A 25,604-nucleotide genomic window follows, 5' to 3' on the forward strand; every position below is an offset into this window, starting at 1 on the left:
TGGCTTTGCCAGTCCGCTCGCATCGCCCCCTGGGGGGCGCGCGTCAGCGCGTAGGGGGGGTCATGCCAATGCGTCGGGATAGGGACTGGTGTCGATGTGATGGAGCATGTCGCGCGCCAGGGCCTGCATCATGTCGGCCTTGACCCCCGCATACCCGGCATCGTCCCACAGGTTTCTGGCCTCGATGGGATCCCGTTCCAGGTCGTACAGCTCGCCCCACTCGGCGCCGTCGTAGATCGTCAGGCGATAGCGGTCCGAACGCAGGGTACGGCAGCGGATGCGAGCGTCGAAGCCCAGGATGACGCGCTGGCCCTCTTCCTCGATCATCAGGTGTTCGCGCACGCGCTCGGCCTTGCCGGCCATGACGTCCAGCAGGCTCTTGCCCTGGATGCCATTGAAGCCGGCCACGCCCGCGCGCGCCAGGATCGTGGGCGCGACGTCGATGGTGCTGGCCAGTGCGCTGCCGGCGCCCCGCACCGGCTGCCGCGGGTCATGCCAGATGAACGGCACCCGCACCAGGCCGCGATAGTGGATGGGGCCCTTCAGCATCAACTGGTGGTCGCCCAGATAGTCGCCGTGGTCGCTGGTGAAGATCACCACCGTGTCGTTCTCCAGCCCCAGCCGCTTCAGCGCCGCCAGTACCCGGCCGATCTGGTGGTCGATGTTGGTGATCGACCCGTAGTTCAGCGCCAGCGCCTCCTTGGCCTCGCGTTCGGTGCAGGCGAAGATGGCGGGCGTGTGCTTGACCGCCTTGCCGCTGTCGCGCTGCCGGTACAGCCATTCGACATGGGGCAGCGGCGCCTCGCCGGTGTGGAAGGACGGCGGCAGCTCCATTTCGTCGGGGTCGTACATGTCCCAGTACTTGCCCGGCGGCGTGAAGGGATGGTGGGGATCGGGGAACGAGCACTGGATGAAGAACGGCTGGCCGCCGGCGCGCTCCAGGCGCTCGATGGTGCGGTCGGCGATGTAGGCGCTGGGATAGAGCTCCTCGGGCACCGCCGTGCGCCAGGCCTGGCCGAACGAGGTCAGCACGTAGTCCGGCGCGGGCGTGGCGGCCTTCGGCCCGATCAGGGCCTCCACCTCGGGATGGTGCCGGCGCAGCCATTGGCGGTAGTGGCCGTGGACGGAGTCGCTGTGATCGTCCACCAGGTCCACGTCCTCGAAGCCGTAGAACGGATAGTCGAGGTCGTAGCCCTCCTGGGTCAGCCACTTGTTGCGGTTCTCCTGGTCGTAGCGCCCGGGCCCGCGCACCTTCGCCTCGCGCGCCAGCCGGTCGGCGGGATTGGGCGGCCACGGCGGCGGATTGTCCGTCATGTTCTGGAAATGCGCCTTGCCCACCAGCGAGGTGCGGTAGCCGGCCTGGCGCAGCACGTCCACGAAGGTGGCCGATTGCAGGTCGAGCGGAATGCCGTTGTGGCGCGCGCCATGGGCCGAGGGGTAGCGCCCGGTCAGCAGGCTGGCGCGGTTGGGCATGCAGATGGGCGTGGCGACGTGCATCTCGTCGCCGCGCCAGCCGGCGGCGGCCAGCGCGTCCAGGTTGGGCGTGGCGACGACACGGTTGCCATAGGCGCCCAAATGGTCGGCGCGATGCTGGTCGGTGATGAACAACAGGAAATTGACGGGGCGTTGCGATTGCGGCATCGGGGATTCCATCGAAGCGTAGTCGGCCGGGCTCATTCGGCGGTGGCGCCGGAAATCTGCACCGCCCGCTTCCACTTGGGCATGTCGGCGGCGATCTGGCGGCCCATGTCGGCCGGGCTCATCGGGCGGGGCACCATGCCCAGCTCGGCCATGGTCTGCGCGAAACCCGGCTTGTCCAGCGCCTTGCGCACGTCGGCATTGATCCGGTCGACCACGGCGGCGGGCGTGCCGGCCGGCGCCGTCAAGCCCATCCACGAGGTCACGGACACCTCCGGCGCCACGTCCTTGAACAGCGGCACGCCGGGCAGCGTGGGGAACGGCTCGGGGTTGGCCACGGCCAGCACGCGCACCGCGCCCGACTTGATGAACGGCGCCGCGGGCGCGATGCCGCCCATCATCAGCGGCACGTGTCCGGCCGCCAGGTCGGCCATGGCGGGACCGGCACCCTTGTAGCCCACGTGCACCACGTCCAGGTGGGCGGCCGCCTTCAGCAGTTCCATGCCCATGTGATGGACCGTGCCCGACCCGGGCGAGGCATAGCTGTACTTGCCGGGCGTCTTGCGGATCAGCGCCACCGCTTCCTGGAACGTCGTCGCCGGGAACGACCGGTGCGCCAGCAGCACCACGACGTTGTCGGCCACCATCGCCACCGGCGCGAAGTCCTTGACCGGGTCGTAGGGCAGTTGCTTGAACAGAAAGCTGTTCACGCCATGCGTGTTCGAGGTCGCCATCAGCAGCGTGTAGCCGTCGGGCGCGGATTTGGCCACCGCCTCGGAGGCGATCAGGCCGGAGGCGCCGGGCTTGTTCTCGACGATGACGGTATAGCCCTGCTGCTCGGACATCACGCGCGCCAGTTGCCGCGTCATCACATCCACGGCACCGCCCGGGGCGAAAGGCACGACGATGCGCACGGGACGGGACGGAAAGGCCGCCGGCTGCGCGGCGGCGGTCGCGGCCACGGCGAATGTGGCACAGGCCGCGACGAGGATACGGGTCGCACCCATGTTGTCTCCTTGCATGATGGATTTGTGCCCGGAGTATGGATGCAAGGGCCCGGACTGGATAATGACTAATGGGCCCGCTGCCATGAATTCTGGTTATTCCGGCCGCCGGCCGACCGCCTGGGCCGCATGCCTGAGGCAGGACAGGAAATCCTCCAGCACGGGCGTCGGCATCGTGCCCGCCCGCCGCAGCACGCCCACCGTGGCCCGGCGTCCCAGCGCCAGAGGCAGGACCTTCAGCCGCTCCAGCCGGGACAGCGCCTGCACCACGGCGTCCGACATCACCGCCAGCATCTCGTCGTCCTGCAGCAGCGAGGCGATCAGCACCACCGACGAGGCCTCGATGGCGGCGCGCGGCGGCGGCTCGCCCACCGCGGCCAGGGCCAGTTCCATCTCGCGCCGCAGGGGCGTGCCCGACTGGGGCATCGCCCAGGGATAGTCGCGGGCCTGGGCCCAGCTCACCTTGCGCAGCCGCGCCAGCGGGTGGCCCCGGCTGGCCACCACGCATATGCCTTCATCCAGCAGCGGCTCGGCCACGACCGCCGGATCGACCGGCGCCTCGATGCGGGACACGATGCAATCGAGCCTGCCCTCCTTGAGCTGGGGCAGCAGCTTCTCCAGCGAATTCTCGTGGACGACGGTGCAGATGCCCGGCCGCAGGCGGCGGTAGTTGCCCAGGCAGGCGGGCAGCAGTCCGCTGGTCCCGATGGGCGTGGTGCCGACCAGCAACTGCCCGTCCGAGCCGTCGCTCATCGCGCGCAGCGTCTCGCCGGTGCGTTCCAGCTCCCCCAGCACCACCCGCGCGTGCTCGACCAGCGTATCGCAGAAACGCGTGGGCACCAGCCCGCGCGAGTGCCGCTCGAACAGCTCCACGCCCAGGTCGGTTTCCAGCTCGCGCAGCCATTTGGACAGCGCGGGCTGGGTCATGTGCATCCGCGCCGCGGTCAGGCTGAGGTTGGCCGTATCGTGAAGAGAGACCAACACATACAGTTGCCTGACACGCAGGCGTTGAATCCAGTCCATGAAACCTCCGCACCCCGACGACGCCTCATTCTGGCACAGCCGGGGGGCGGAGGCCCCGAGGGATGCGGCGGCTACGCCGCCTGCGGCGCCATGGGCACGAATGCGTCGCAATGGAAGCGGTCGGTGGCCAATCCCCGCTCGTGCACGAAGCCCTGGCGCGCCGCGCTTATCATCGCGGGCGAGCCACAGGCATAGACCTCGTGATCCGCCAGCGAGGCGAAGTCGTCCATCACCGCCTGGTGGACGAACCCGCGGCGGCCCTGCCAGCCTTCGTCCGGCGGGCTGTCGGACAGCACGGGCACGAAGCGGAACCAGCCGTGCTTGTCGGCCCATTTGCGCGGCAGGTCCGCCAGGTACAAGTCCTCTTCCCGGCGCGCGCCCCAGTAAAGCGTCATCGGCCGCTCGAGCTTGCGCTTGATGGCGTCCTCCACCATGGACTTGATGGGGGCGAAACCCGTGCCGCTGGCCACCAGCACCGCCGGCCGGCCGGTCTCGCGCAGGTAGAAATCGCCGAAGGGCAGCGACACGTCCAGCAACTGGCCGGCCTGCACCGACTCCGCCAGGTAGCCCGAGAACTTCCCGCCTGGAACGTGGCGGATGTGCAGCTCCACGCCGTCGCTCTGCTGCGGCGGATTGGCCATCGAGAAATGGCGTATGGTGCCGTCCGCCATCCGCACGTGCAGGTACTGCCCCGCCTTGAAGCGCACCCGCGTGCCGGCGGGAAAACGCAGATGCAGCACCGTCACGTCGTGGGCGGCGCGCGCCAGCCGGTAGACCTTGGCGGCCACGGTCTTGCTGGCGGCGGGATCGCGGCGCTCGATGTCGCGCACCGCCACGTCCAGGTCGGAACAGGGCCGGGCCTGGCACAGCAGCGTCCCGCCCTCGCGCCGCTCGTCGTCGTCCAGCACGCCCTCGCCGGCGCCGCCGCGGACGTCCCCGCGCACGATGCGGCCCCGGCAACTGCCGCAGATGCCGGTGCGGCAGGAATACGGGATCTCGTAGCCGGCGGCCAGCGCGCCGTCCAGGACGGTCTGGCCGTCCTCGCAGGGAAATTCGATGTCTCGTTGATCGATGCGTATGGTGTATTGCATGGATTCCATCCCGGTCCGGCGGACCTAGTGATCGGCCAGCCCGGCCAACAGGCGCACGGTACGCAATACCGCGGCCGGGTCGGCCGTGCCCTGTCCGGCGATGTCGAAGGCGCAGCCGTGCCCGACGCTGCTGAAACGCACGCCGCCGCCCAGGGAAAGCGCGCTGGCCTGGCGGGGGCTCAGCAGCTTGACGGGAATGTGCCCCTGGTCGTGGAACATGGCCAGGTACACGTCATGCCCGCGTTGCGCCAGCATCAGGTCTGCTCCTTGGGGACCGTCCACCTCCAGGCCCATGGCGCGCAGGCGCGCCACCGCGGGCTCGGTGATGGCCTGGTCCTCGTCGCCGAACAGACCGCCCTCGCCCGCGTGCGGATTGATGCCGAAAATGCCCAGGCGCGGCCGCTCGATGCCGATCGCCCGCGCGCCGTCGATGACGGCCAGCGCCGCGTCCACGACCAGTTGCGTGTCCAGCCGGGCCAGTGCCTGCCGCACCGGTTCGTGCAGCGTCACGTGGCCGATCCTGAGGTCGGGCGTGACCAGCATCAGGAACACCCGGTCGGCCGGCGTCCCCGTCAGTTGCGCGATCAGCCCCGGATAGCCCGAGAACGCAATGCCGGCCCGCGCCACGGATGTCTCCGAATGCGGACAGCCGACCACGGCATCGACCAGGCCGGCGCGGGCCAGCCGCACCGCCTCGCGCACGTAGGCCACCATGGCCGCGCCCGCGGCGGCGCGCACCTCGCCCGGCCGATACTCCGACGGCGGCAGCGCCGCCACCTCGGCCCACGACACCTGGTCCGGCAGGCGCGCCGCGCCCGGGTCGAAGGCCGCCAGCGCCATGCCGGGAGCGTGGCGCGCCACCTGCTCGCGCAACACGAAGCCATCGCCCACCAGCACGCAATCGACCGGGGCGCCGCGCAGCGCGTGGACGGCCTTGACGGCGATCTCCGGGCCGATGCCGTTGGCATCGCCCAGCGCGATGGCAATGCGCTTGCGCACGGTTCCGGCGGATGGTCGGGCGTCGGCGCTCATAGCGGTATCGCCAGCAGGGTATCGAAGTTCCGGCTGTCGCAGATGACCAGCCGCTCGGCGAAGCTCAACTGCCCGTCCGCGCCCTCGACCACGCGATCCTGGTAGCGGCCCGAGGCGAACACCTCGGTGGCGCCGTCGCGCATGATGCGCACCACGAGGAACGGCGTCTCGACGCTGGCCACCCCGTCCTGCACGCCCAGCATGAACGGCAGTCCGACGATGTGGCGATAACGGTGGCGCTCGTAGACGTTGGCCTCGCGCAGCGCCGATACGCGGTCCCGCAGCATGGCGCGCGTGTCGGCATAGATCACGCCCGCCTGCATGCCCGCCGCGTGGTTCTCGGCGGTATTGATGACGTACAGGCAGCGCTCCTGGAAGAACGCCGGCCAGGCCTCGACCTCGTCGTTGTCGATGCAGCGCGCGTAGGCGGCGTTCAGCGCGCCCAGCCGCTCTTGCGTAAATTCGGCCATGCTCTTCAGATCTCCATATAGCCGCGATAGGCGTTCCAGAAACCGCGCACCGACGCTTCGGTGGTGCGGTTCTCCTGCGTCTCGATGCCGCTGCCTCCCATTTCCAGCACGGCCGCCTGGCCATCGCTGCCCGCGATGCCGCGCTGCACGAAGCCACCCACCGCGCCATCCTCCATGGAAACGAATCCGGCCGGCCCGGTCAGGTTGGACTGCTTCAACCGCATGCGCCGCAGCTCCGGCGTGTCGTCCTGGAACCCCAGGTAGGTCCAGTTCAACACCGTCCGGTCCAGCCCGTCCGGCAGGATCTGGCGAATCGCCAGGGTGTTCTGGATCTGCGCCAGCACGAAGCCGGGGAACACCGACAGGATCTGCAAGGTCACGCCGTCGCCGAACTCGTCGCAGCCGTCCAGCATGCTCGGGTCGGCCAGCGCATAGCCCTCCTTGTCCGAGCGCAGTTTTTCGGCGCTGTATTCGGCATTGGGCTGCGGCTGGTGCGAGACCTTGGAATAGCTGACGTGGTGGGCGCCGGTCTCGCTCACGATCACCCCGCCCTTCTGCGACAGGCGGTTGATGTTGAAGGTGGTGAAGAACACGTGCAGCAGGCTGGCGTGGTAGGAGTCCTTGACGTTCTCCATGTACAGCTTCCAGTTGTTCGGAATGGTCTGCTTGAAGCGGCCGATCACCTCCACCGGCTTGCACAGCACGCGCTCGATACGCTCCAGGATCTCGTCGCCCAGGTACTCCTCGATCGGCGGCACGTCCTCGTCCAGGCTGCCGAACACCATGCCCGCCACGCTGGCGGTGCGCAGCTTGCGCGGGTGATGGTCTTCCATGCGGAACTCCGGCGGCATGCCGCCCTTGCCGTTCACGCCCTGCTGGAACGCGACGCCGCGCAGGTTGCCCTGCAGGTCATAGCGCCAGGCGTGGTAGACACAGGCGAAATCGCGCGTCTTGCCTTCGTCCTCCAACGCGATCAGCGCGCCGCGGTGGGCGCAGCGGTTTTCGAAAGCCTGCAGTTCGCCGTCCTCGTCGCGGGCCACGATGACCGGCATGGCGCCCACGAAGGTGGTGCGATAGGAGCCGGGCTCGGGAATCTCGGCCTCCAGGCACAGGTAGTTCCAGGTCGGCCCCTGGAAGACGCGCCGTTGCTCGGCCTCGTGGATTTCCTGGTCGCGGTAGAGCCAGTAAGGCACGCGGGTCAGGCCCGGCTCCCAGGTCCGCCGGGATTCTTGGGTTTCGCTGTGGGACATGGACTTCCTCGTTGCTGCAAGCATCAGTTGATGGTGACGTCGGCCGTGTCGATGGCCTGCTTCCACTTGGCGCGCTCGGCGCGCATGAATTCGGCCATCTGGGCCGGCGTGTCGCCGACGACTTCGGCGCCTTGCTCGATGAACTTCTGCCTGACGTCGGGCATCTTCAGTACCTCGACGATGGCGGCGTTGAGCTTGCGTACCACCTCGGGTGGCGTGCCGGCCGGCGCGACCACGCCGAACCAGGTGCTGACGTCGAAGCCGGGCAGCCCCGACTCGGCCAGCGTCGGCGTCTTCGGCAGCAAGGGGCTGCGCTGCGCGCTGGTCACGGCCAGGATGCGCACCTTGCCCGACTCATGCTGGCGAAAGGTCGAACTGATGTTGTCGAAGAAGGCGTCCACCTGTCCGCCCATCAGGTCGGCCAGCGCCGGCGCCGTGCCCTTGTACGGCACGAACACGAAATCCAGGCCGGCCTGGGCCGCGACCAGGGCACCCGTCAGGTGCGAGGTCGTGCCGTTGCCCTGCGTCGCCACGGTCACCTGCCCGCCGTTCTTGCGGGCATAGCCGATGAAATCCTGCGCCGACTTCACCGGCAGGCCGGTCTTGACGGCCAGCACGTTGGGCACGCGCGCCAGCACGGTCACCGGCGCGAAGCGCTCGGGATCGAACGGCAGGTTCTTGTACAGATACTGGTTGATGGTCAGCGGCGCCGGCGGCGTGGCCATCAGCGTGTAGCCGTCGGGCGCCGCCTTGGCCACCATGTCGGCGCCGATATTGCCGCCCGCGCCCGGCCGGTTGTCGATGATGACGGGCTGGCCCCATGCCGCGTTGAGCTTCTCGCCGATGATGCGGGGCAGCACATCGGCCGTGCCCCCGGCCGAGAAAGGCACGACGATGCGTACCGGGCGATTGGGGAAAGCGCCGTCGTCGGCCTGCGCCGGGCTGGCGATCGCCGCCCATACCGCGACGGCACAGGCTGTCCATGCAGTTTGTCTCATCCTTGACCTCGTTTGGATAAATCGAACAGAAAGTCGCAAAGCGAACGTTAGTTCGCAGATATCCCACGATCAAGAAAAGTGGTTAGAATGTTCGCAAAACGAACACCTCGCGACCATGAGCACCGTGCCCGAACCCCGCAGCAAAGAAGACAAGGAATACGTCGCCGGCCTGGAGAAAGGCCTGGCGATCATCGAGGCCTTCGGCCTGCGCAGCGGCCCGCTCACCCTGAGCGAGGCGGCCGAGATCACCGGGCATCCGCGCGCCACGGCGCGCCGTTCACTGCTGACGCTGCAACGGCTGGGCTATGTGGAAAGCGACGGCAGGTACTTCCGGCTAGCGCCCCGCGCGCTGCGCCTGGGGCACGCCTATGTCAGCTCCAGCCCCCTGCCCAAGCTGGTCCAGCCGGTGCTGGAAACCATCAGCGAGCGCACCAAGGAATCCAGTTCCCTGGCCGTGCTGGACGGCGGCGAAGTCGTCTTCGTGGCGCGCGCCGCGACCCGGCGCAGCCTGTCGGACGGCCTGGGCATGGGCTCGCGCCTGCCCGCCCATTGCGCGGCCACCGGACGCGTGCTGATGGCCGCCCTGCCGGACGAGGAAATCGCGCGCCTGCTGGGCCGCATGCCGCGGCGCGCGCTCACGCCCCGCACCCGCACGGGGATCCCCGAACTGACGGCGGTGCTGGAGGAAACGCGGCGCCTGGGTTATGCCACCAGCGACGAGGAACTCGAACTGGGCCTGCGCTCCATCGCTGTTCCCATCCACGATCAGGCCGGACGCACCGTCGCGGCGATGAGCCTGGTAGCGGGCACCGGCCGCTATACGCTGGACAGGATGGTGGAGGTCCTGCTGCCCGAACTGCTGGGTGGCCGCCGGATGCTCAGCGCCATGCTCTAGCGCAGTGCCTAGGCCACCGCCTGCTTCACGCGGTCCCGCCCGGCCAGCTTGGCCAGATAAAGCGCCCGGTCGGCCCGGCGGAACACGTCGTCGAAATCCCGGTCGCGCGGCTCGCAGCTGGCCACGCCTGCCGAAATCGTGATGGGCACCGGCGCGCCGTCGATGCTGAAGCGGCTGTCCGCCACGGCGACGCGGATACGCTCGAGCGCCGCGACTGCCGCCGGCAGGTCCAGGTCGTCCATCAGCACCACGAACTCCTCGCCGCCCGTGCGCGCGACCAGGTCGCCCTTGCGCGCCGCCTGTTTCAGGCAATCCGCGGTGAAGGCCAGCACCTCGTCGCCCACGCCGTGGCCGTGGGTGTCGTTGATCCTCTTGAAATGGTCGATGTCGATCACCCCGACCGCCAGGCCGGCGCCGGTCGCCCGCGTCCGGCGGAACGCCATGTTCCCGTCCTCGACCAGCGTGCGCCGGTTCGGCAGGCCGGTCAGGTAGTCGGTGGCCGCCGCGATCTCCAGTTGACGCTTCACCCGTTCGGCGCAAAGCAGGACGAACGCCGTGGTGCCGATCACCGGCAGCAGGGCCACGAACATGGGCGAGACCAGATTGATGCCGTAGTCGTTGGTCGCGATCGTGGCCTCGCGCGGCACGTCCAGATGCAGGTAGACGGCCACCCGGCCGATGACGTAGACGACGACCAGGCCATAGATCACGATCAGCATGCGCCGGCTGCGGGACTCGTCCTCGGTGCGCATCTCGTGCAGCAGCCACATCGACCGGAGCAGCAGCAGCGACCAGGCGGCCGACGTCAGCCCGATGCGGCAGATGAAGCACGGCTCGATGGCCGACAGCCAGAACGTGCCGGCCACCGCGGCCGTGGCGATCACGATGTCCACCGGCGACGAACGGCGGCCGTAGAAACGCTCGAACGCCCGGTGGTAGGAACCCAGGCCGAACAGCAGCGTGCCGTTCGCCAGGGTCACCATGACCGGCATGGGCATGCCGCTGCCGAACGCGAAGAAGCCGCTGCCCAGGGCGACCAGGGCCGTTCCGGTCAGGGCCTGTGCGCGGGAGCGCCGATCGGCGGCATCATGTCGAGCACGTCGGACAGGCCGCCGGCATCGCAGGCCTTGCCGAAATACCATCCCTGCAGCAGGTCGCACCCCATGCGGGACAGGAGCCTGGCCTGTTCCGCGGTTTCCACGCCCTCGGCGGTCACCGTCTTGCCCAGGCTGTGCGCGATGTCGATGATGCCCCGCACGATGGCCCGGTCCTCGGCCGACGCCACCAGGTTGGCGACGAAGCTGCGGTCTATCTTCAGCCGGTCGATGGGCAGCAGGCGCAGGTGCGTCAACGAGGCATGGCCCGTACCGAAATCGTCCAGGGCGATCTCCACGCCGGCCTCGTGCAGCCGGCGCAGGCCGTCCTCCACCCGCTTCTGGTTCAGGCCCAGGAACATGCTTTCCGTCACCTCGACACAGAACCGGTCCGGCCCGATCCCGCTGTCGCGGACCAGCGCGAAGAAGCGGTCGAGAAAGGCCTCGGAACGAAAATCGGAGTTCGTCAGGTTGATCGCCACGCGCCCGAGCCGGATGTTCCTCGCGTACAGCGCGTCCACGTCGCGAAACACTCGCTCGAGCATGAACATCCCCAGCGCCGCGCGGACCGCGGGATCGGCGAAGCCTTCCTGGAACGCGGCCGGCGGCAGGAGGCCGCGCTGCGGATGCCGCCACCGCATCAGCGCCTCCAGCGCGACCTTGCCGCCCGGCGCGACGGGAACGATGGGCTGGTAATGCAATTCGAACGCGTCGCGCCGCAGCCCCGTCTCGATCTCGGCCAGGAGCTCCGACTTGCGCTCCGCCACTTCCCTGAGCTTGGGCTGGAAGCATTCCAGGCGGTCGCGGCCCAGCGACTTGGCATGGTAGAGCGCCAGATCGGCGGCCCGGAACATGCTTTCGCTGTCCTCGCCATGCCCGGGAAACGCGGACACGCCCAGGCTGGCCGAACAGCGCCGCGACGTCTCGGCGATGCGCAAGGGATCGCGCACGCTTTCCAGCGCCCGCTCGAATACCTCGGTGGCCTCGTCGTCCGTCGCGCCGGCCAGGACCAGTCCGAACTCGTCACCCCCCATCCGGGAAACCGACAGGCGCGGGTCGTCCACCGCCCTCAGCCGCCGGGCCACCTCGCGCAGCAATTCGTCCCCGGCCAGGTGGCCGAAGAAATCGTTGATTTCCTTGAAGGCGTCGACGTCCATCAATCCCAGGTGAAAGCCCGTTCCTGTCCGCCGGCACTCGCCGACCAGCGACGCCACGTGCTGGTGGAACCAGCTGCGATTGGGCAGCCCCGTCACCGGATCGACATAGGCGATGCGACGCAGGCTCTCCTTGCTGGTCCTCAAGGCGTCCTCGAGCAGCTTGCGCTCGGTGATGTCCAGGCAGATCGAGGTGTAGCTGTCCACCGTGCCGTCCGGCAGGACGCGGGGCACGATGGTCGTTTCCATCCAGTAGAGCGAGCCGTCCTTGCGCTGGTTGCAGATCTCGCCATGCCAGACGCGGCCTTGGGCGATCTCGCGGTACATGGCGCGGAAGAACGCCGTGCCATGCAGGCCGGACTTCAGCATCCGGTGGTTGGAGGCGAGCAATTCCTGCCGGGTATAGCCGCTGATCTCGCAGAACCGCGCGTTGACATAGGTAATCGTGCCCCGGGCATCGGTACTGGCCACGATGGCGGCGCAGTCCAGCGCGTAGCGTATGAAATCCGTCTCCGGCTCCAGGCCGCCCGGGAACCTCGCGTCGTTGGCGGGTTCCCTCGTGCCGACTTTCCGCCGGCTGTTGTTGTACTGCGGGGGCACGCGCTCCCTCCTCCACGGCTGGGCCGGTCTTCCCCCGAAAGGCGCGAAGCCGATCCGGCGCGCAGGGGGAAGGACGGTCCGCCCGATATTCTATTGATTGGAATTCCCCCATGATCCAGGAAATAACGCTTGTTTTCCATCACCCCGTGCGGAATCTTCCGCCACGGCCACCCGGCCGGACCGGAGACCGCGGCCGTTTCCGGTATGCTTGACGCCCCCAGAACAAGGAGACATCCCATGTTCCGCAAATGCCTTGCCATCGCCGCGCTGGCGCTGGCCGCCACCGGCGCCCATGCCCAGGCCTATCCCGCCAAGCCCATCCGCCTGCTGATTCCGTTCCCGCCGGGTGGCGGCACCGACATCCTCTCGCGCCTCGTCGCCACCAGGCTGGGCGAGTCCGAGAAATGGACCATCGTGGCCGAGAACCGCGCGGGCGCGGGCGGCACCATAGGCATCGCCGCCGCCGTGCGCGCCGCGCCCACCGGCTACGAGATGGTGATGGGCCAGAAGGACAACCTGGTGGTCGCGCCCTGGCTGTACAAGAGCGTGGCCTACGATCCGACCAAGGACCTGGTCGCGGTGGCGCACGTCGGCTATACGCCCATCGTCATCGTCACGCAGGCGAATTCCCGCTTCAAGACCCTGGCCGACGTGGTCGCCGCGGCCAAGGCCGCGCCGGGCTCCATCACGTACGGATCCCCCGGCAGCGGCACCACCATCCACCTGGCCGGCGAGATCTTCAAGGACGCCGCGAAGATCGACATCCGGCACATCCCCTACAAGGGCTCGAACGCCGCCATGATGGACGTGCTGGCCGGCAACGTCGATCTGCTGGTGTCCTCGGTGCCGTCGGCCATGGCGCAGATCCAGACCGGCAAGCTGCGCGCGCTGGCCGTCACCAGCGCCAAGCGCAGCACCTCGCTGCCCGACGTGCCCACCGTCGCCGAACTGGGCTACAAGGGCTTCGACGTCAGTACCTGGTACGGCCTGTTCATGCCCGCCGGCACGCCCAGGGAGATCGTCGCCACCATGAACACCGCGGTCAACAAGTTGCTGGCCCAGCCCGAGACCCGCGAAGCCATCCACGCCCAGGGCGCCGAGGCGCAAGCCATGTCGACCGAGGAGTTCGCCCAGTTGCTCAAGACCGACTATCTGAAATGGAAGGACATCGTGCGCGCCGCCAACGTCACGGTGGAATGAGGCCGGTCCGCTGAAACACGCTGCAATACCTGCATGGCCCGGCGGGGCTGGCGCGGCCATGCGCGAGGCATAGAATCGACGCAACGCCTGTGTTCCGGGCGTCGCACTGCCTCAAGGAGATCATCATGGCATCCAAGCGTCTGCTGGCGCATCTGCTGACCGGTATCCTGCTCGCGGCCTCGACCGCGTCCTACGCGCAGGGCGGCCCTCCCGGCGGACGGCCCGGCGGCGGCCCTGGCCATGGCGGACCGGGACATCCCGGCATGGGCCATCCGGGGCCCGGCCCCCGCCACGACATGGGGCGCGGCCCGGGCGGCGCGCCTGGCCACGACCACCGGGGCCCGCCGGGACGCGGGCCCGGGGATCCCGCCTATCGGCACTGGTCCAAGGGCGACCGCGTCCCCTACCCCTATCGCGGGCCGCAGTACGTGGTGGATAACTGGCGCGTGCATCGCCTGTCCCCGCCTCCCCGCGGCTACCACTGGATCAACGTCGGCGCCGACTACTTCCTGATCGGTGTGGCCACCGGCGTCGTGCTCCAGGCCATTCTGAACCCGTAGTCCCGCACCGCAGGCCTCCCGTCCCGCCGGAACGGGGGGCCTGCGCGCCCTAGTCCACCCGCACGCCCGCCGCCTTCACCAGCTTGCCGAACCGCTCCGTGTCGGCGCGCACCAGCGCCGCGAACTCCTCCGGCGTCCTGGTCTCGGTCCCGTCCACGCCCATCTTCACCAATTGCTCGCGCACGTCGGGCGCCGCCATGGCCTTGGCAATGCCGTCGTGCAGGCGATTGACGATGGCGGCCGGCGTGCCCCTGGGCGCGAACACACCGTACCAGGTGGCGAAACGGTAGTCGGGCAGGCCCGACTCGGCCACCGTGGGCAGGTCGGGGAACTCCGCCAGCCGGCGCGCGCCGGTCACGGCAAGCGCGCGCAGCTTGCCCGTCTTCACATAGGGTGCCGTGGTCGGATAGGTATCGAACCCGACCTGCAGGCGCCCCGCCAGCAGGTCCGGCATCGATTGCCCGGTGCTTTTGTACGGCACGTGCAGCAACTGCACCCCCGCCATGCTCTTGAACATCTCGCCCGCGATGTGCGGCGTGGTGCCGCTGCCGGCGGACGGGAAACTGAGCTCGCCGGGATGCGCCTTCGCGTAGGCGATCAGCTCGGGCACGCTGTGCACCGGCACCGATGGATGCACGGCGATGAAATGCGGCACCGAGGCCGTCAGCGTCACGGGCGCGAAATCCGTGGCGGTGTCGTACGGAATGTTGTTGAACAGATGCGGCAGGATGGTGTTGACCGACACCACCCCCATCATCAAGGTATAGCCGTCGGCCGGCGCCTTGGCCACCATCCCGCCGGCCACGATGCCGCTCGCCCCCGGCTTGTTCTCGACCACGACCGACTGGCCTAGGATCTCGGACAGCCGGGGCGCGATGACCCGCGCCACCACGTCGGTCCCGCCTCCCGGCGCGAACCCCACCAGCAGCCGGATCGGCCGGCTCGGAAACGTCTCGTCCTGCGCCCGGGCGTACGAGGCCACGCCCAGTACCGCCACCACTCCCACCCCCAACGCACACCGCAGCATTCGGTTCATGGCCCAGCTCCTCAATCGACGAATCAGCCTATCGTTTCACGCAACAGCCTCATCCAGTTGCCCCCCATGATCTTGTCGATGTCGGCCCGGCCGAAGCCTCGCCGGTCCAGTTCGACAATGATGTTCTGCACGCCGGCGGGCGTGCGCATCCACTCCGACCAGCCTTCGTGCGGCGCGATCTCCATCTCCTTGGCCGGCGCGCTCTGGCGCGACCACTTCGCGTAGCGCCACCAGGTCCGTACCGAACGCGGATGACCGGGGCAGTAATCGGTGCCGATGGCCACCGCGTCGATCCCCAGCAGGTCCACCGTCCACGCCACCATGTCGCCGAACTGCTCCAGCGTCGTCGCCGCGCCATGCCGGGTCATGTTGCGATTGGGCGTCAGGCCGATCACGCCGCCGCGCCGGGCGAGCTCGCGCAAGGCCTCGGTCTGCTTGAGCCGGCCCGCGCCATATACCGGCGTGCCCACGTATTCACGCGGGTTGGCATGCGTGATGGCCACCGGCTTGGCCGACATCTGGATGGCCTCCAGCGTCGTGCGCTCGCCGCAATGGGACAGGTCGATCAGGATGCCGAGCTGGTTCATTTCCTCCAGTGCCAGCTTGCCGAACCGCGACGAGATACCGGTGTCCTTTTCTTCCCAGTAGCCGCAGCCGATGTAGTTCTGCAAGTTATAGGTCAGCTGCATCACGCACACTCCCAGCTGGCGGAACATGGCGAAGAGGTCCAGGTTGTGCTCCACCGGCGCGGTATTCTGGAACCCGAACATCACGGCCGTGCGGCCCGAGGCGGCCACGGCCTCGATCTCGGCCACGCTGGCGGCGGGCGCGACGATGTCCTGGTTCTGCTCCAGCACCACGCGCCACTTGCCCAGCAGGCCCAGGGTCTCGGCGGCGTTCTCCCACACCGCCACCGTGGTGTTGACGCAGCCGATGCCGGCTTCGCGCCATTCCTCGAACCAGCGCCGCTCCGGCACCGGCATCGACAATCCGTCGACGATGATGCCGGCCTGTCCATTGACGTTGTTCATCTGCATCGTCCTTCGCGCGTCACGCGCATCCTTGGCTGGAGGGGACATGGCGGAGCATGTTCAGGTCCATGTCGTCGTCGGCCGGCGGGCGGCCTTGCAGCGTGCCGTCGTCGCGCAGGATGACCGGCCCGGCATGGCGGCGCGAGACCACCGAGTCCGGAGCCAGGGCCTCGTTCGACAAGGCGTGGATGGCCCGCCACAAGCCGCCGTCGACCGGATAGCCGTGGCGGATGGCCTGGGCCAGCAGCGGATCCCATTCGTCGATGCCCAGGGGCCGCGCGGTGTTGAACAGCGTCACCACCGCCTTCGGCCCCTGGCCCGTGGCCTCGTCGGGCTGCGAGACTTCGGCGCCTATGCCGTAGCGGCGGCCCAGCCCGGCCATGACGTGCAACTCGTGCAGGTCCTGCACGCCGGACACGCGCAGCGTGGCCCGCCCCGCCGACCGGGCGCGCTCCACGCCCAGGTCCATCAGGGTGGGCAGCAGCACCCAGGCGTGGATGCCGCCGCCGTCCACGACCAGCGCGCCGTCATCGGCATCCACCACCGACACCCGGTCCAGCCAGCCTTCGCGCAGCCGTTCATGGCCTTCATACAGGGCGCGGAACCCGCCCAGCCCCATGGACTGGGAAAGCAGCACCACTTCCCTCACGCCGTGCACGTAGCCGGGCGGCAGGCGGCACACCAGCAGGATGCGGTCTATGCACATGCGCGCCTCGCGCACGGACACATCGAACACGCGGGCAGAATCGGCGGCTTGCCTGTTCATAGGACGGGCTCCTGGGGATAGAACCAATGGGGATCGGCGCCGGCTGCGATGTCGGCGGCGGTGGGCGCGCCCTGGTAGATGACGCCGCGCAGGTTGCGCTGCAGGTAATCGCGCGTCTTGTCGATGCCGTGTATGCCGATGTTGATGAAACGCGTGATCTCGCACGGCACGAAGTGCTCGCCCATGATGTTGGCGCGGGGCGAGTGGAAGGCCATGCCGCTGAGCGTCTGCACGCGGCTCACGATGAAACGGTATTCAGGCTTGTCCAGCAGGAAGCGCGCGACGCTGGTGGCCGGCGGACGCTGGGCGATCTCGCGGTCCAGCCCCACCACCAGGCGCGGCAGGTCCAGCCCGAGGTTGAAGACCTCGCCGGCTTCGGCGCGCGGACCCCGCCGGGGTTCTTCGGCCGTGGCCGACTTGTACCAGACGAATTTCGACGCCCCCTCGGACTCCAGGTCGATGTCGAAGGCCCACCCGTACTCGGCATGCAGCAGGTCGCGCAGATGGCCGATGGACATCGACGGATCGGTCGCGTATTCCTCGTCCACCGCCAGGCCCTCGGCCAGGCGGTCGCACAGCTCGGGCACCAATTCGGTCAGCAGGCCCAGGAAGGTTTCGTAGGCTTCCTCGTGCACCGTGCCGTCCAGCGCGTCGCACAGCGCGGACAAGGGATAGCGTTCGACGCTGCCCCGCACCGTGCCGGTGTCGTGCAGCGCCTGCACCTGTGCCCGGATGGCCGCCAGGTCGGCGGCGATGTCCGCGCTGGCCGTGAACTGTTCGTAATCCATGCGGTCCTCGCGCCGGAACGCGATGGCCTTGTCCAGCAGCTTCAACAGCAGCGCCAGCTTCGCATCGCCGGCCGCCACGCGCAGCCGCTTGGCGCCCACGATGGCCTGTTCCCGCGCCAGCACCCAGTGGTGCACCAGCTTGGGATGGTTGTTCACGTACAGGATAAGTCCCAGTGCCGACGCGTTGCCCACGCCCAGGAAACGTTCGATCTCCGGCGCCAGGCGCACCGCCGCGGGCGAGGCGCAACGCGCCAGGTGATTGACCAGGTCCACCGAGAACACCCGCATCATGTAGGCGCACAACATCTGCGCGTCCAGCGGACGCCGCAGCGGGTGCGTGCTTTCCAGCGCGCGGAACGAACGGGTGCCGAACGTGCCGTTGCCATCCAGGCCGGTGTTGCGCATCAGGTAGCAGACGTCGGCCAGCGTGGGCACGTCGGGTTGGCGCCCCTGCGCCAGCGACTCCACCGTGTGGTTGAACACGCGTGCGCTACGGTTCGAGCGGGCCCAGATCAAGGTGCCCGGCGTGGCGCGGCCGGCGTAGAGCTTGGGAATTTCCTCGCCCGTGATGCGGATGTCGCGTTCGGACACCGGCCCTTCGACCAGCGCCGCCATCATGTCCCAGGCGCGGCCGATGATGCGGCCCGCCCGCCCTTCCATCCTGGGCTCGAACGAATGGACGATGAAATCGAAAGGCATCGCCCCCGTGTCGATGCGGTACAGCGCCGTCCCGCGCGCCCGGTCGTCGATCTGCCAGCGCACCCGTTCGATCGTCCACCGCTCGCGTATGGCCTTGGCCATCAGCAACCGGGACACGCTCAGGCGGCTGGCCTGCATCACGCCCATGCGGGCGGGCGTCATCAACAGATCCGCGCTGCGGATGCGCGGCTCGCGCCCGGCCGGGGCGCCGGCTTGCGCCTGGGCCACGGCGGCCTCTTCCACGTCGGCAAAGTCCATGCATGCTCCTGTCGTCATCGCGCCTGCCATGCGGCGCATCGGAAACACCCGGCCGTTCCGGCCTTTTTGTATTCTATTAGAATACATATAATTCTATTTAAATCATTCTATACTTCCCATCCGCGAATGCAAGAATTTTTCTGACGAGGAAGCTGCGCCATGCTCGAAGCGCGCGAGACCGGCGGCGTCCGGCCGCTCAGTTCGGTACTGAAGACGCTGCAATTGCTGGATCTGCTGGGCAAGTCCGACCGGCCCATGAAACTGATGGAGCTCGCGGCCGCCTCGGGCAGCAGCCGCGCCACGACCTACCAGAAGCTCCTGACGCTGATGGAGGCGGGCTGGCTGGAACAGACGGAACAGGGCAGCTACCGCCTGTCGCTGCACGCCGCGCTGGTGGGCGAGACCGCGCTGGTACAGGCCAACCTGGGGGAACGGTTCGCGCACGTGATGCAAGAACTGGTTCTGCAGGTGGGGGAAACGGCTTCGCTGGCCGTCCTGAATGGCAATTGCGTGCGGCTGGTGCGCCGCGTGGAAGCGCAGCAGGTGGCGGTGCGCGCCGACGTCAAGGTCGGCACCCTGCTATCCCTGAACGACAGCTCGTCCGGCCGGGTGCTGACCGCCTTCTCCAGCCCCGCCTACCGCGAGATGCTCCAGCGCCAGGGCGCTGTGCTGGCCAGGCCGGCGCTGCTCAAGGAGATCGCGGCGCGGGGCTACGCCGTCTCCGAAGGCACCGACACGCCGGGGGTGCAGTCGGTGGCCATGCCGGTGTTCGATGCCAAGGGCGCGTGCATCGCCGCGCTGTCCCTGGTCACGCCGGCCTCGCGCTTCGATCCCGACAAGCTGATCGGACCGCTGCGCGAGGCCGTGCAAACGCTCAGCCAGTTGAAGTAGCGCCGGCGGCTAAAGCTGGATGTTCAGCTTCTCCACCAGCCCTCCCCACTTGCGTTCGCCCTCGGCGATGGAGCGCCGCGCGTCGTCCACCGAACCGCCCGCCGGCTCGGCGCCTTCGCTGGCCAGGTTCTCCCGGATGGCGGGCGACTTCAGCACTTGGTTCACGTCGCGGTTGATCCGGTCCAGCACAGCCCTGGGCGTGCCCGCGGGGGCCATCAGCCCGAACCATCCCACCGCCTCGTAACCCGGCAGGCCGGCCTCGGCCACCGTGGGCACGTCGGGCAGCACCGGCGAGCGCTTCGCGCTCGTCACCGCCAGCGCCTTGAGCTTGCCACCCTTGATGTGCTCGCGCACCAGCGGAAACGGCGCGAAGTTCAACTGGATCTGTCCGGAGATCGTGTCCGAAACGGATGGCCCGCTGCCCTTGTAGGGAACGTGGGTAAGCTTGACGCCCGCCATGGACGCGAACAATTCGCCGAACAGGTGATTGGACGAGCCGTTGCCGGACGAACCGTAGTTGAGCTTGCCCGGATTGCGCCGCGCATACTCGATCAAGCCCTTCACGTCATCGAACGGCATCTTCTCGTTGGCGACCAGCACCACCGGCGGCGTGGCCAGCAGCACCACCGGCTCCAGGTCCTTGGCCGGATCGTAGCTCAGGCTCTTGTACAAACTGCGTGCGACCAGGATGTTGCCGAACGAGCCGAGCACGGTGGTGTAGCCGTCCGGCCTGGACTTGGCCACCATCTCCACGCCTATCGTGCCGGCCGCGCCCGGCTTGTTCTCGACCACGACCGACTGCCCCCAGAGCTGGGACAGCCCCTGCGCCACCACCCGCCCCAGCAGATCGGTATTGCCGCCGGGCGTATAGGGCACGATCAGCCTGCTGGGCCGCGACGGAAAGGCGTCGTCCGCCCGCGCCGCCGGAGCGGCCAGCAGCATGCCGCCCAGCGCGGCGGCCAACAGATGCTTGGTGATCATCGCCCTCTCCTCACGAAGCCGACACGGCGGCCTGCCCATGTCGGCGCTCGTACGACGTGGCGAACTCGCGCGTCTGGCCGAACACCGCCGGCAGCGGCCGGCCGTTGGGCAGGGTCAGCCAGGCGCGCAGCAAGTGCCGCCGGCGAGCCGGGTCGTCATGGTCCTGGTACTTGGTGCGGGCATGCAGCACCGAATAGTTGTTGCCGATCTGGATGTCGCCCGGCTCCATGCTGAAGCTCAGCTGCACCGCGGGGTCGTTGCAGATTTCCTCGACCAGGTCGATGGCCTGCGCCTGGGCATCGGTCCAGCGCGGCACGCCGGGCAGGTCCTGCGCCAGCTTCAGGTAGCGGCGCTTGTACAGGGCGCTGAGCCGGCCCTCGAAAAAGTTCAGGATGGGCACGGTCTGGATGCGCAAGCCGCCGCGATGCTGGCCCCGCGTGTCGAAATGGAACGGCTCCTGCAGCACGCCGACCAGGTCCGGCCGGCGCCGCAGCACCTCGTTGTACAGCGTCGCGACGCTGACCAGCTTGCTGACGCCGCCCGACCGCGCGGTGCGCAGGCACAACAGCATGAACGCGTCGCCGCCGTCGTTGTGGAAGGTCAGTTCGTCGTCGGTCTGGTAGCTGCGCACCGAATTGTCGTTCGACACTTTCATCCCGGTATTGGTGACGCTGTGCATGCGATTGCCGGCGCCATCCTGCTCCTGCGGCTCGCCCAGGTGCACGGACAGGCCCCAGAACAGCAGCCGCGCCTCGTCGTCCGTGTAGTCGGCGATGGGCAGGCCGCGCAACAGGGCGAAACCGCGTCCGCCCTCGAGTTCCCCGCGGACTTTTTCCAGGCGCGCGGCCATGCGCGGAATGGGAAAGTCGGCGGCCTCGAACCGGGTCGGCTCCAATCCCTTGGCTCGCGCCGTGGCGGTGGCCTCGGCCAGCTCGCGGATCTCCTCCGGCGCCAGGCGCCAGATCCAGTCGCTGGTGCCGGCCAGGCTGTCGCCGCTCCACACCTCGGGACCGGCGATGGGTTGCAATGGTCGGGTCGTCATGTCGTCTCCTTCGTGGCATTAATTTTGAGCATCTTAACATTGTCGACAATTTAAGGACTTGGTTGAATACGCCTGCCACCCACCTGGGCATAGGCATGATTCCAATTACAAGAGGAACGAAGATGCATCAGACTTCCCGAAAACATGAATTAAATTTCATCAACAACCCATGGAAAGCCGTCCATGGGCCATGACATCCAGGCAAGGAGGAGACATGCACACAACGACAGCCCCCCGTACGCCCACCCGGCACGGCCGGCTCCGCCCCGGACTCCTGTTCGGCGCCAGCTTCGCGTTGGCCGTCGCGGCCTGCGGCGGTGACGGTGGCGGCGACACGTCCGGCACGGCGCCGCCGCCCGACCAGGCGGCGCTGAGAACGGCCTGCCCCGCGCTGGCCGGCACCAAGGTGGAAGGCCGCCTGCTCGGCCTGCCCAGCGGCGATGCGACACTGGCATCGGCCCAACTGGTGGCGGCCGGCGATGCCACGGGCCTGCCGGAATACTGCCAGGTGCGGGGAGCCATCGCGGCGCGCAGCGCCGGCGCCGATCCCATCCGCTTCCAGATCAACCTGCCGCTGTCGTGGAACGAGAAAGCGCTGATGGTCGGGGGCGGCGGCTTCAACGGCACCCTCGTCACCGGGCTCGACCCCCTGCGCGACGCCCCCGCCGGCCAGCCGCTGCCCTTGGCCCAGGGCTACGCCACGTTCGGCACGGACTCGGGGCACGATGCCGCCGCCTACCTTGCCACGGACCCCGCGAAGTTCGCGCTCAATGACGAGATGTTCGCCAACTTCGCCCACGAGTCCTACAAGAAGGTCAAGGACGTCGCGCACGAAGTCTTCAGGCGCTTCTACCAGCGCGCTCCCAGGAAGCAGTACTTCTTCGGCGGATCGGAAGGCGGACGCGAGGGGTTGACGATGGCCCAGCGCTACCCGCAGGACTTCGACGGCATCGTGTCGGTCGTCCCCGTCATCCAATGGACCGGGCTCTTCAACGGCTTCCTGGCCTTCACCCAGCCGCAGTTCCACGGCGGAACGCTGGATACGGCCAGCATCAAGCTGGTGGCCGACGCCGTCAATGGCGCCTGCGACGCGCTGGACGGCATCGCCGATGGCGTGGTCAGCGACTACCTGGGCTGCCAGGCCAGGTTCGACCTCCAGGCGCTGCGCTGTCCCGACGGCGGCGACGGTGCCACCTGCCTGTCGGATGCGCAGCTCGCCACGCTGAAGGCGGCCTATGAACCCGTGCGCATGCCCTTCCCGCTCGCCAACGGCATTACCACCTATCCGGGCCGGATGTTCGGCGGCGAGATACAGCCGGGGGGCGAAGGCATCGGCCGCTGGATCAGCACCGGGCAGGTCCCTTCCGTGCCCACGCCGGCAGCCACCGACGCACGAGGCGTCATCTATGGCAGCAGCTACGCCCGCTACGTCATCGCCCGCGACCCCGCCTTCGACGTGCGCGGCTACGATCTCCTCGCCTACGCCGACCGCATCCGGCAAGTCTCGGAATGGATGGACTCCACCAACCCCGACCTGTCGGCCTTCTTCAAGCGGGGCGGCAAACTGATCATCCGCGAGAACACCGGGGACTTCGCGCAAAGCCCTGCGGCCGGCATCCAGTACTACGAGAGCGTCGTCGCGCGCATGGGGCAGTCCGACGCCGACAAGTTCCTGCGGCTGTATGTCTCGCCCGCCTCGTCGCACGGCGGCCGCGCGGCCAGCCGCACCACCGGCCAGGAAGTCCCCACCACGCACGATACGCTGGACACCCTGGACCGCTGGGCCGACGCGGGCGTCGCGCCGGCCGATGCCCTGGTGCAGGTCCGGCGCGACACGGCGGCGCCGCACAAGGTCCTGGCCTCGCGGCCCATGTGCCGCTATCCGGCCTTCCCGCTCTATGGCGGTGGCGACCCGCTGTCGGCCGACAGCTACCGCTGCTCCAGCCTGGGGGCGCGCTAGGCGGCCGGCGCGCGCCGCGTCCCGGGCCGATCCAGGCCCGGCGCTACGCGGCGCCGCTGTCCTTGAGCAGGCGGCGGATCTCCGCGCTGTTCTCGTCCAGCCGGGCGGCCCACAGCCGCTCGGCCTCGTCGGCATCACCCTTGCGGATGGCCTGCAGCGACTTGCGCCACAGCGCCAGCGAACGCTTGCGGCGCTCGACCGAGCGCAGGCCCAGTCGCGTATAGCGCGACATCTGCAGCGACAGCGACGTGATCAGCGTGAACAGGCGGTCGTTGCCGCTGTGGGCGGCACAGCACAGCGTCAGGCGCGACAGCGTCTCGCCGAAAGCATCGCCACCCGCCGGATCCTCGGCCAGCGGCGCGAGCTGGGCCACGCCCGCCTCCAGGATCGCCACCAGTTCGGGGGACGACCGGGCGGCCACGCGCCGCGCCACCACGCGGACCAGGGCCTGGCGCACTTCCTGCAGGTCCTCGATTTCCTTCAGCGACAACTGCGTGGCCTGCGCGCCCCGGCGCGGATGGATACGCACGATGCCTTCCTTCTCCAGCAGCCGCATCGCCTCGCGCACCGGGCTGCGGCTGACCGCGAACTCGTCGGCCAGGTCCTGTTCGCGTATCCACTCGCCCGGCTCGATGGCGGAATTCAGGATGCGGTCGCCCACGTGGGCGGCGATCTGTTCCGGCAGCGTCAAGGTCTTGGACTGCCCCAGCAGCCAGCGGAAGCTGGTCGCGCTGCCTTCGTCGTTGGCTTGCAGGAATGCGGAAGATCGGGTGATAGCGGACGGCTCCATCGAATGCCCTGGTTGGTTGTCTGCGTCTGGCAAGCGGGCAGTATACGGCGCAGGCGCGGCCCGGACCGGCGGCCCCCGAAGCGCGCCATCTATTGCTGCTATCAATAGTTGCGCCATCGCGAGAATGCCCAGGCGTCCTCGTCCCGGCACGTCCATGCGGACGGCCCCTTCATTAATGCTGCTAATACCAAGCCTTCTCTTTCAACGATAGTTCCCCGGGCCGACCGTCATTAGACTGGCGTCGAACACGATGACTGCGCCGCGGCGACGTACCGGGCGCAGGTGGAGAGACATGGACTACACCATCACCCTGCATCCCAGCGGCCACACCTACGCCTGCCCGCCCGGCACCCCGGTGCTGAAGGCCGGCCTCGACAACGGGCTGTTCATGCCCTACAGCTGCCGCTCCGGCATCTGCCGGACCTGCCGCGCCACCATCGTCGAAGGCCGCGTCGACTACGGCGACGTGCATCCCAGTTGCCTGGACGAGGACGACAAGCGCCAGGGCTACGCGCTGCTGTGCAAGGCCACGCCGCTCACCGACCTGGTAGTCCAGGTGAACGAACTGGATCCGGCCGATGCCATCCGCTCGAAATACATGCCGGCCCGCGTGCTGAAGATGGAACGGGCCGCCGACGACGTGATGATCGTCACGCTGGGCCTGCCCATGAACGAGCCCACGCTGTTCCGCGCGGGCCAGTACCTGGACATCCTGCTGCAGGACGGTACCCGCCGCAGCTATTCCATCGCCAGCGTGCCGAACAACGAGGGCGTCCGGCAGGTCGAACTGCACATGCGCCACCTGCCGGGCGGACGCTTCACCGACCACGTGTTCGGCGCGATGAAGCTGCGCGAGATCCACAAGCTGGAAATCCCGCTCGGCTCGTTCTTCCTGCGCGAGCACAGCGACAAGCCCATGATCATGCTGGCCTCGGGCACGGGCTTCGCCCCCATCAAGTCCCTGATCGAACATGCGCTGGAGCGCGGCATCCGCCGCCCCATCACGCTGTACTGGGGCGGCCGCAGGCGCGGCGACCTCTACTTGCACGATCTGGCGCAATCGTGGGCCGACCGGCACGAGCACGTGCGTTTCGTGCCGGTGCTGAGCGAGCCCACGCCCGGCTGCGCATGGACCGGGCGCACGGGCTACGTGCACCTGGCCGCGATGGAGGATTTTCCCGACATGTCCGGCCACCAGGTCTACGCCTGCGGCGCGCCGGTCGTGGTCGACGCGGCCCGCCGCGACTACGTGGCGCGCTGCGGCCTGCCCCAGGACGAATTCTTCGCCGACGCGTTCCTGACCGCCGCCGACAAGCGCTGACATCCGTACCCACGCCTTGGAACAAGGAGACA

At 68.5% G+C, this 25,604-nt stretch carries 23 protein-coding genes; 6 read left to right on the plus strand and 17 right to left on the minus strand.

The features are described 5' to 3' along the window. Positions 1-60: 60 nt before the first annotated feature. The 8 genes from N5K27_RS20515 to N5K27_RS20550 all read right to left on the minus strand — a co-directional run bounded on the left by N5K27_RS20515 (position 61) and on the right by N5K27_RS20550 (position 8,506). Positions 61-1,641, minus strand: a complete 1,581-nt coding sequence (locus tag N5K27_RS20515; protein WP_279818424.1) for a sulfatase-like hydrolase/transferase — start codon at positions 1,639-1,641, stop codon at positions 61-63. Between the two features lie 32 nt (positions 1,642-1,673). After that, positions 1,674-2,645, minus strand: a complete 972-nt coding sequence (locus N5K27_RS20520) for a tripartite tricarboxylate transporter substrate binding protein (RefSeq protein WP_279818425.1) — start codon at positions 2,643-2,645, stop codon at positions 1,674-1,676. Between the two features lie 93 nt (positions 2,646-2,738). Further along, positions 2,739-3,665, minus strand: coding sequence for a LysR family transcriptional regulator (locus N5K27_RS20525; protein ID WP_279818426.1), 927 nt, complete (start codon positions 3,663-3,665; stop codon positions 2,739-2,741). Between the two features lie 71 nt (positions 3,666-3,736). Further along, positions 3,737-4,765 (minus strand): 2Fe-2S iron-sulfur cluster-binding protein, encoded by a 1,029-nt coding sequence (locus N5K27_RS20530; protein WP_243724611.1) that lies wholly within the window; start codon positions 4,763-4,765, stop codon positions 3,737-3,739. A gap of 15 nt (positions 4,766-4,780) precedes the next feature. Continuing rightward, positions 4,781-5,788 carry a 4-hydroxythreonine-4-phosphate dehydrogenase PdxA gene (locus tag N5K27_RS20535; RefSeq protein WP_279818428.1) on the minus strand — a complete coding sequence of 336 codons (1,008 nt, stop codon included), beginning with the start codon at positions 5,786-5,788 and terminating at the stop codon, positions 4,781-4,783. Beyond that, the gene (locus tag N5K27_RS20540) at positions 5,785-6,258 is read right to left on the minus strand and encodes an aromatic-ring-hydroxylating dioxygenase subunit beta (protein ID WP_087841212.1); all 474 of its coding nucleotides are present in this window, start codon (positions 6,256-6,258) and stop codon (positions 5,785-5,787) included. The genes N5K27_RS20535 and N5K27_RS20540 overlap by 4 nt, the downstream gene beginning before the upstream one ends. Before the next feature lie 5 nt (positions 6,259-6,263). Next, the gene (locus N5K27_RS20545) at positions 6,264-7,508 is read right to left on the minus strand and encodes an aromatic ring-hydroxylating dioxygenase subunit alpha (protein ID WP_087841211.1); all 1,245 of its coding nucleotides are present in this window, start codon (positions 7,506-7,508) and stop codon (positions 6,264-6,266) included. Between the two features lie 23 nt (positions 7,509-7,531). Continuing rightward, on the minus strand, positions 7,532-8,506 hold the full coding sequence (locus N5K27_RS20550; RefSeq protein WP_087841210.1) for a tripartite tricarboxylate transporter substrate binding protein: 975 nt from the start codon (positions 8,504-8,506) through the stop codon (positions 7,532-7,534). Between the two features lie 115 nt (positions 8,507-8,621). On the opposite strand from N5K27_RS20550, the gene N5K27_RS20555 reads away from it, so the two are divergent. After that, positions 8,622-9,401 (plus strand): IclR family transcriptional regulator C-terminal domain-containing protein, encoded by a 780-nt coding sequence (locus N5K27_RS20555; RefSeq protein ID WP_087841209.1) that lies wholly within the window; start codon positions 8,622-8,624, stop codon positions 9,399-9,401. Between the two features lie 8 nt (positions 9,402-9,409). Here the strand turns inward: N5K27_RS20555 and N5K27_RS20560 are convergent, their stop codons facing one another. Together N5K27_RS20560 and N5K27_RS20565 are read right to left on the minus strand one after the other, a co-directional pair. Beyond that, the gene (locus tag N5K27_RS20560) at positions 9,410-10,399 is read right to left on the minus strand and encodes a GGDEF domain-containing protein (RefSeq protein WP_279818433.1); all 990 of its coding nucleotides are present in this window, start codon (positions 10,397-10,399) and stop codon (positions 9,410-9,412) included. Positions 10,400-10,452: 53 nt separating this feature from the next. Further along, entirely contained in the window at positions 10,453-12,249 is a 1,797-nt protein-coding gene (locus N5K27_RS20565; RefSeq protein WP_279818435.1) for an EAL domain-containing protein, read from the minus strand. Between the two features lie 237 nt (positions 12,250-12,486). On the opposite strand from N5K27_RS20565, the gene N5K27_RS20570 reads away from it, so the two are divergent. Together N5K27_RS20570 and N5K27_RS20575 are read left to right on the plus strand one after the other, a co-directional pair. After that, positions 12,487-13,449, plus strand: a complete 963-nt coding sequence (locus tag N5K27_RS20570) for a tripartite tricarboxylate transporter substrate binding protein (RefSeq protein WP_279818436.1) — start codon at positions 12,487-12,489, stop codon at positions 13,447-13,449. Positions 13,450-13,574: 125 nt separating this feature from the next. Next, on the plus strand, positions 13,575-14,009 hold the full coding sequence (locus N5K27_RS20575; RefSeq protein ID WP_279818438.1) for an RcnB family protein: 435 nt from the start codon (positions 13,575-13,577) through the stop codon (positions 14,007-14,009). Between the two features lie 49 nt (positions 14,010-14,058). Here N5K27_RS20575 and N5K27_RS20580 read toward each other — a convergent pair whose 3' ends face one another. The 4 genes from N5K27_RS20580 to N5K27_RS20595 are packed head-to-tail and all read right to left on the minus strand — an operon-like array spanning position 14,059 to position 18,587. After that, the gene (locus tag N5K27_RS20580) at positions 14,059-15,045 is read right to left on the minus strand and encodes a tripartite tricarboxylate transporter substrate binding protein (RefSeq protein ID WP_279818440.1); all 987 of its coding nucleotides are present in this window, start codon (positions 15,043-15,045) and stop codon (positions 14,059-14,061) included. A 23-nt stretch (positions 15,046-15,068) separates the two neighbouring features. Then, entirely contained in the window at positions 15,069-16,076 is a 1,008-nt protein-coding gene (locus N5K27_RS20585; protein WP_165963266.1) for a membrane dipeptidase, read from the minus strand. A gap of 19 nt (positions 16,077-16,095) precedes the next feature. Next, complete coding sequence (locus N5K27_RS20590; protein WP_087841203.1) at positions 16,096-16,842, minus strand: hypothetical protein; 747 nt, start codon at positions 16,840-16,842, stop codon at positions 16,096-16,098. Beyond that, positions 16,839-18,587 (minus strand): hypothetical protein, encoded by a 1,749-nt coding sequence (locus N5K27_RS20595; protein ID WP_254914676.1) that lies wholly within the window; start codon positions 18,585-18,587, stop codon positions 16,839-16,841. The genes N5K27_RS20590 and N5K27_RS20595 overlap by 4 nt, the downstream gene beginning before the upstream one ends. A gap of 159 nt (positions 18,588-18,746) precedes the next feature. On the opposite strand from N5K27_RS20595, the gene N5K27_RS20600 reads away from it, so the two are divergent. Continuing rightward, on the plus strand, positions 18,747-19,478 hold the full coding sequence (locus N5K27_RS20600) for an IclR family transcriptional regulator (protein ID WP_279818441.1): 732 nt from the start codon (positions 18,747-18,749) through the stop codon (positions 19,476-19,478). A gap of 9 nt (positions 19,479-19,487) precedes the next feature. Here N5K27_RS20600 and N5K27_RS20605 read toward each other — a convergent pair whose 3' ends face one another. Both N5K27_RS20605 and N5K27_RS20610 read right to left on the minus strand, forming a co-directional pair. Beyond that, complete coding sequence (locus tag N5K27_RS20605; RefSeq protein WP_165963267.1) at positions 19,488-20,459, minus strand: tripartite tricarboxylate transporter substrate binding protein; 972 nt, start codon at positions 20,457-20,459, stop codon at positions 19,488-19,490. Positions 20,460-20,469: 10 nt separating this feature from the next. Further along, positions 20,470-21,501, minus strand: a complete 1,032-nt coding sequence (locus N5K27_RS20610) for a TauD/TfdA family dioxygenase (RefSeq protein WP_087841200.1) — start codon at positions 21,499-21,501, stop codon at positions 20,470-20,472. Positions 21,502-21,715: 214 nt separating this feature from the next. Between N5K27_RS20610 and N5K27_RS20615 the strand changes: the two genes are divergently transcribed. After that, positions 21,716-23,461 (plus strand): tannase/feruloyl esterase family alpha/beta hydrolase, encoded by a 1,746-nt coding sequence (locus N5K27_RS20615; RefSeq protein ID WP_279818443.1) that lies wholly within the window; start codon positions 21,716-21,718, stop codon positions 23,459-23,461. A gap of 43 nt (positions 23,462-23,504) precedes the next feature. Here the strand turns inward: N5K27_RS20615 and N5K27_RS20620 are convergent, their stop codons facing one another. Next, on the minus strand, positions 23,505-24,251 hold the full coding sequence (locus N5K27_RS20620; protein ID WP_176400842.1) for a GntR family transcriptional regulator: 747 nt from the start codon (positions 24,249-24,251) through the stop codon (positions 23,505-23,507). 292 nt (positions 24,252-24,543) lie between these two features. On the opposite strand from N5K27_RS20620, the gene N5K27_RS20625 reads away from it, so the two are divergent. After that, complete coding sequence (locus tag N5K27_RS20625) at positions 24,544-25,572, plus strand: CDP-6-deoxy-delta-3,4-glucoseen reductase (RefSeq protein ID WP_279818444.1); 1,029 nt, start codon at positions 24,544-24,546, stop codon at positions 25,570-25,572. The last annotated feature ends 32 nt before the right edge of the window (positions 25,573-25,604 follow it).

The sequence above is a fragment of the Pigmentiphaga sp. GD03639 genome, assembly GCF_029845405.1.
Classification (GTDB): Bacteria; Pseudomonadota; Gammaproteobacteria; order Burkholderiales; family Burkholderiaceae_B; genus Pigmentiphaga; species Pigmentiphaga daeguensis.

Bases quoted from the DNA above. Each gene is read 5' to 3' on its own strand.
- N5K27_RS20550 (WP_087841210.1), bottom strand. From the start codon at position 8,506: ATGAGACAAACTGCATGGACAGCCTGTGCCGTCGCGGTATGGGCGGCG.
- N5K27_RS20525 (WP_279818426.1), bottom strand. From the start codon at position 3,665: ATGGACTGGATTCAACGCCTGCGTGTCAGGCAACTGTATGTGTTGGTC.
- N5K27_RS20585 (WP_165963266.1), bottom strand. From the start codon at position 16,076: ATGAACAACGTCAATGGACAGGCCGGCATCATCGTCGACGGATTGTCG.
- N5K27_RS20515 (WP_279818424.1), bottom strand. From the start codon at position 1,641: ATGCCGCAATCGCAACGCCCCGTCAATTTCCTGTTGTTCATCACCGAC.
- N5K27_RS20615 (WP_279818443.1), top strand. From the start codon at position 21,716: ATGCACACAACGACAGCCCCCCGTACGCCCACCCGGCACGGCCGGCTC.
- N5K27_RS20555 (WP_087841209.1), top strand. From the start codon at position 8,622: ATGAGCACCGTGCCCGAACCCCGCAGCAAAGAAGACAAGGAATACGTC.
- N5K27_RS20590 (WP_087841203.1), bottom strand. From the start codon at position 16,842: ATGAACAGGCAAGCCGCCGATTCTGCCCGCGTGTTCGATGTGTCCGTG.
- N5K27_RS20575 (WP_279818438.1), top strand. From the start codon at position 13,575: ATGGCATCCAAGCGTCTGCTGGCGCATCTGCTGACCGGTATCCTGCTC.
- N5K27_RS20595 (WP_254914676.1), bottom strand. From the start codon at position 18,587: ATGGACTTTGCCGACGTGGAAGAGGCCGCCGTGGCCCAGGCGCAAGCC.
- N5K27_RS20540 (WP_087841212.1), bottom strand. From the start codon at position 6,258: ATGGCCGAATTTACGCAAGAGCGGCTGGGCGCGCTGAACGCCGCCTAC.
- N5K27_RS20610 (WP_087841200.1), bottom strand. From the start codon at position 21,501: ATGACGACCCGACCATTGCAACCCATCGCCGGTCCCGAGGTGTGGAGC.
- N5K27_RS20600 (WP_279818441.1), top strand. From the start codon at position 18,747: ATGCTCGAAGCGCGCGAGACCGGCGGCGTCCGGCCGCTCAGTTCGGTA.
- N5K27_RS20520 (WP_279818425.1), bottom strand. From the start codon at position 2,645: ATGGGTGCGACCCGTATCCTCGTCGCGGCCTGTGCCACATTCGCCGTG.
- N5K27_RS20625 (WP_279818444.1), top strand. From the start codon at position 24,544: ATGGACTACACCATCACCCTGCATCCCAGCGGCCACACCTACGCCTGC.
- N5K27_RS20535 (WP_279818428.1), bottom strand. From the start codon at position 5,788: ATGAGCGCCGACGCCCGACCATCCGCCGGAACCGTGCGCAAGCGCATT.
- N5K27_RS20620 (WP_176400842.1), bottom strand. From the start codon at position 24,251: ATGGAGCCGTCCGCTATCACCCGATCTTCCGCATTCCTGCAAGCCAAC.
- N5K27_RS20580 (WP_279818440.1), bottom strand. From the start codon at position 15,045: ATGAACCGAATGCTGCGGTGTGCGTTGGGGGTGGGAGTGGTGGCGGTA.
- N5K27_RS20530 (WP_243724611.1), bottom strand. From the start codon at position 4,765: ATGGAATCCATGCAATACACCATACGCATCGATCAACGAGACATCGAA.
- N5K27_RS20605 (WP_165963267.1), bottom strand. From the start codon at position 20,459: ATGATCACCAAGCATCTGTTGGCCGCCGCGCTGGGCGGCATGCTGCTG.
- N5K27_RS20545 (WP_087841211.1), bottom strand. From the start codon at position 7,508: ATGTCCCACAGCGAAACCCAAGAATCCCGGCGGACCTGGGAGCCGGGC.
- N5K27_RS20560 (WP_279818433.1), bottom strand. From the start codon at position 10,399: ATGCCCATGCCGGTCATGGTGACCCTGGCGAACGGCACGCTGCTGTTC.
- N5K27_RS20570 (WP_279818436.1), top strand. From the start codon at position 12,487: ATGTTCCGCAAATGCCTTGCCATCGCCGCGCTGGCGCTGGCCGCCACC.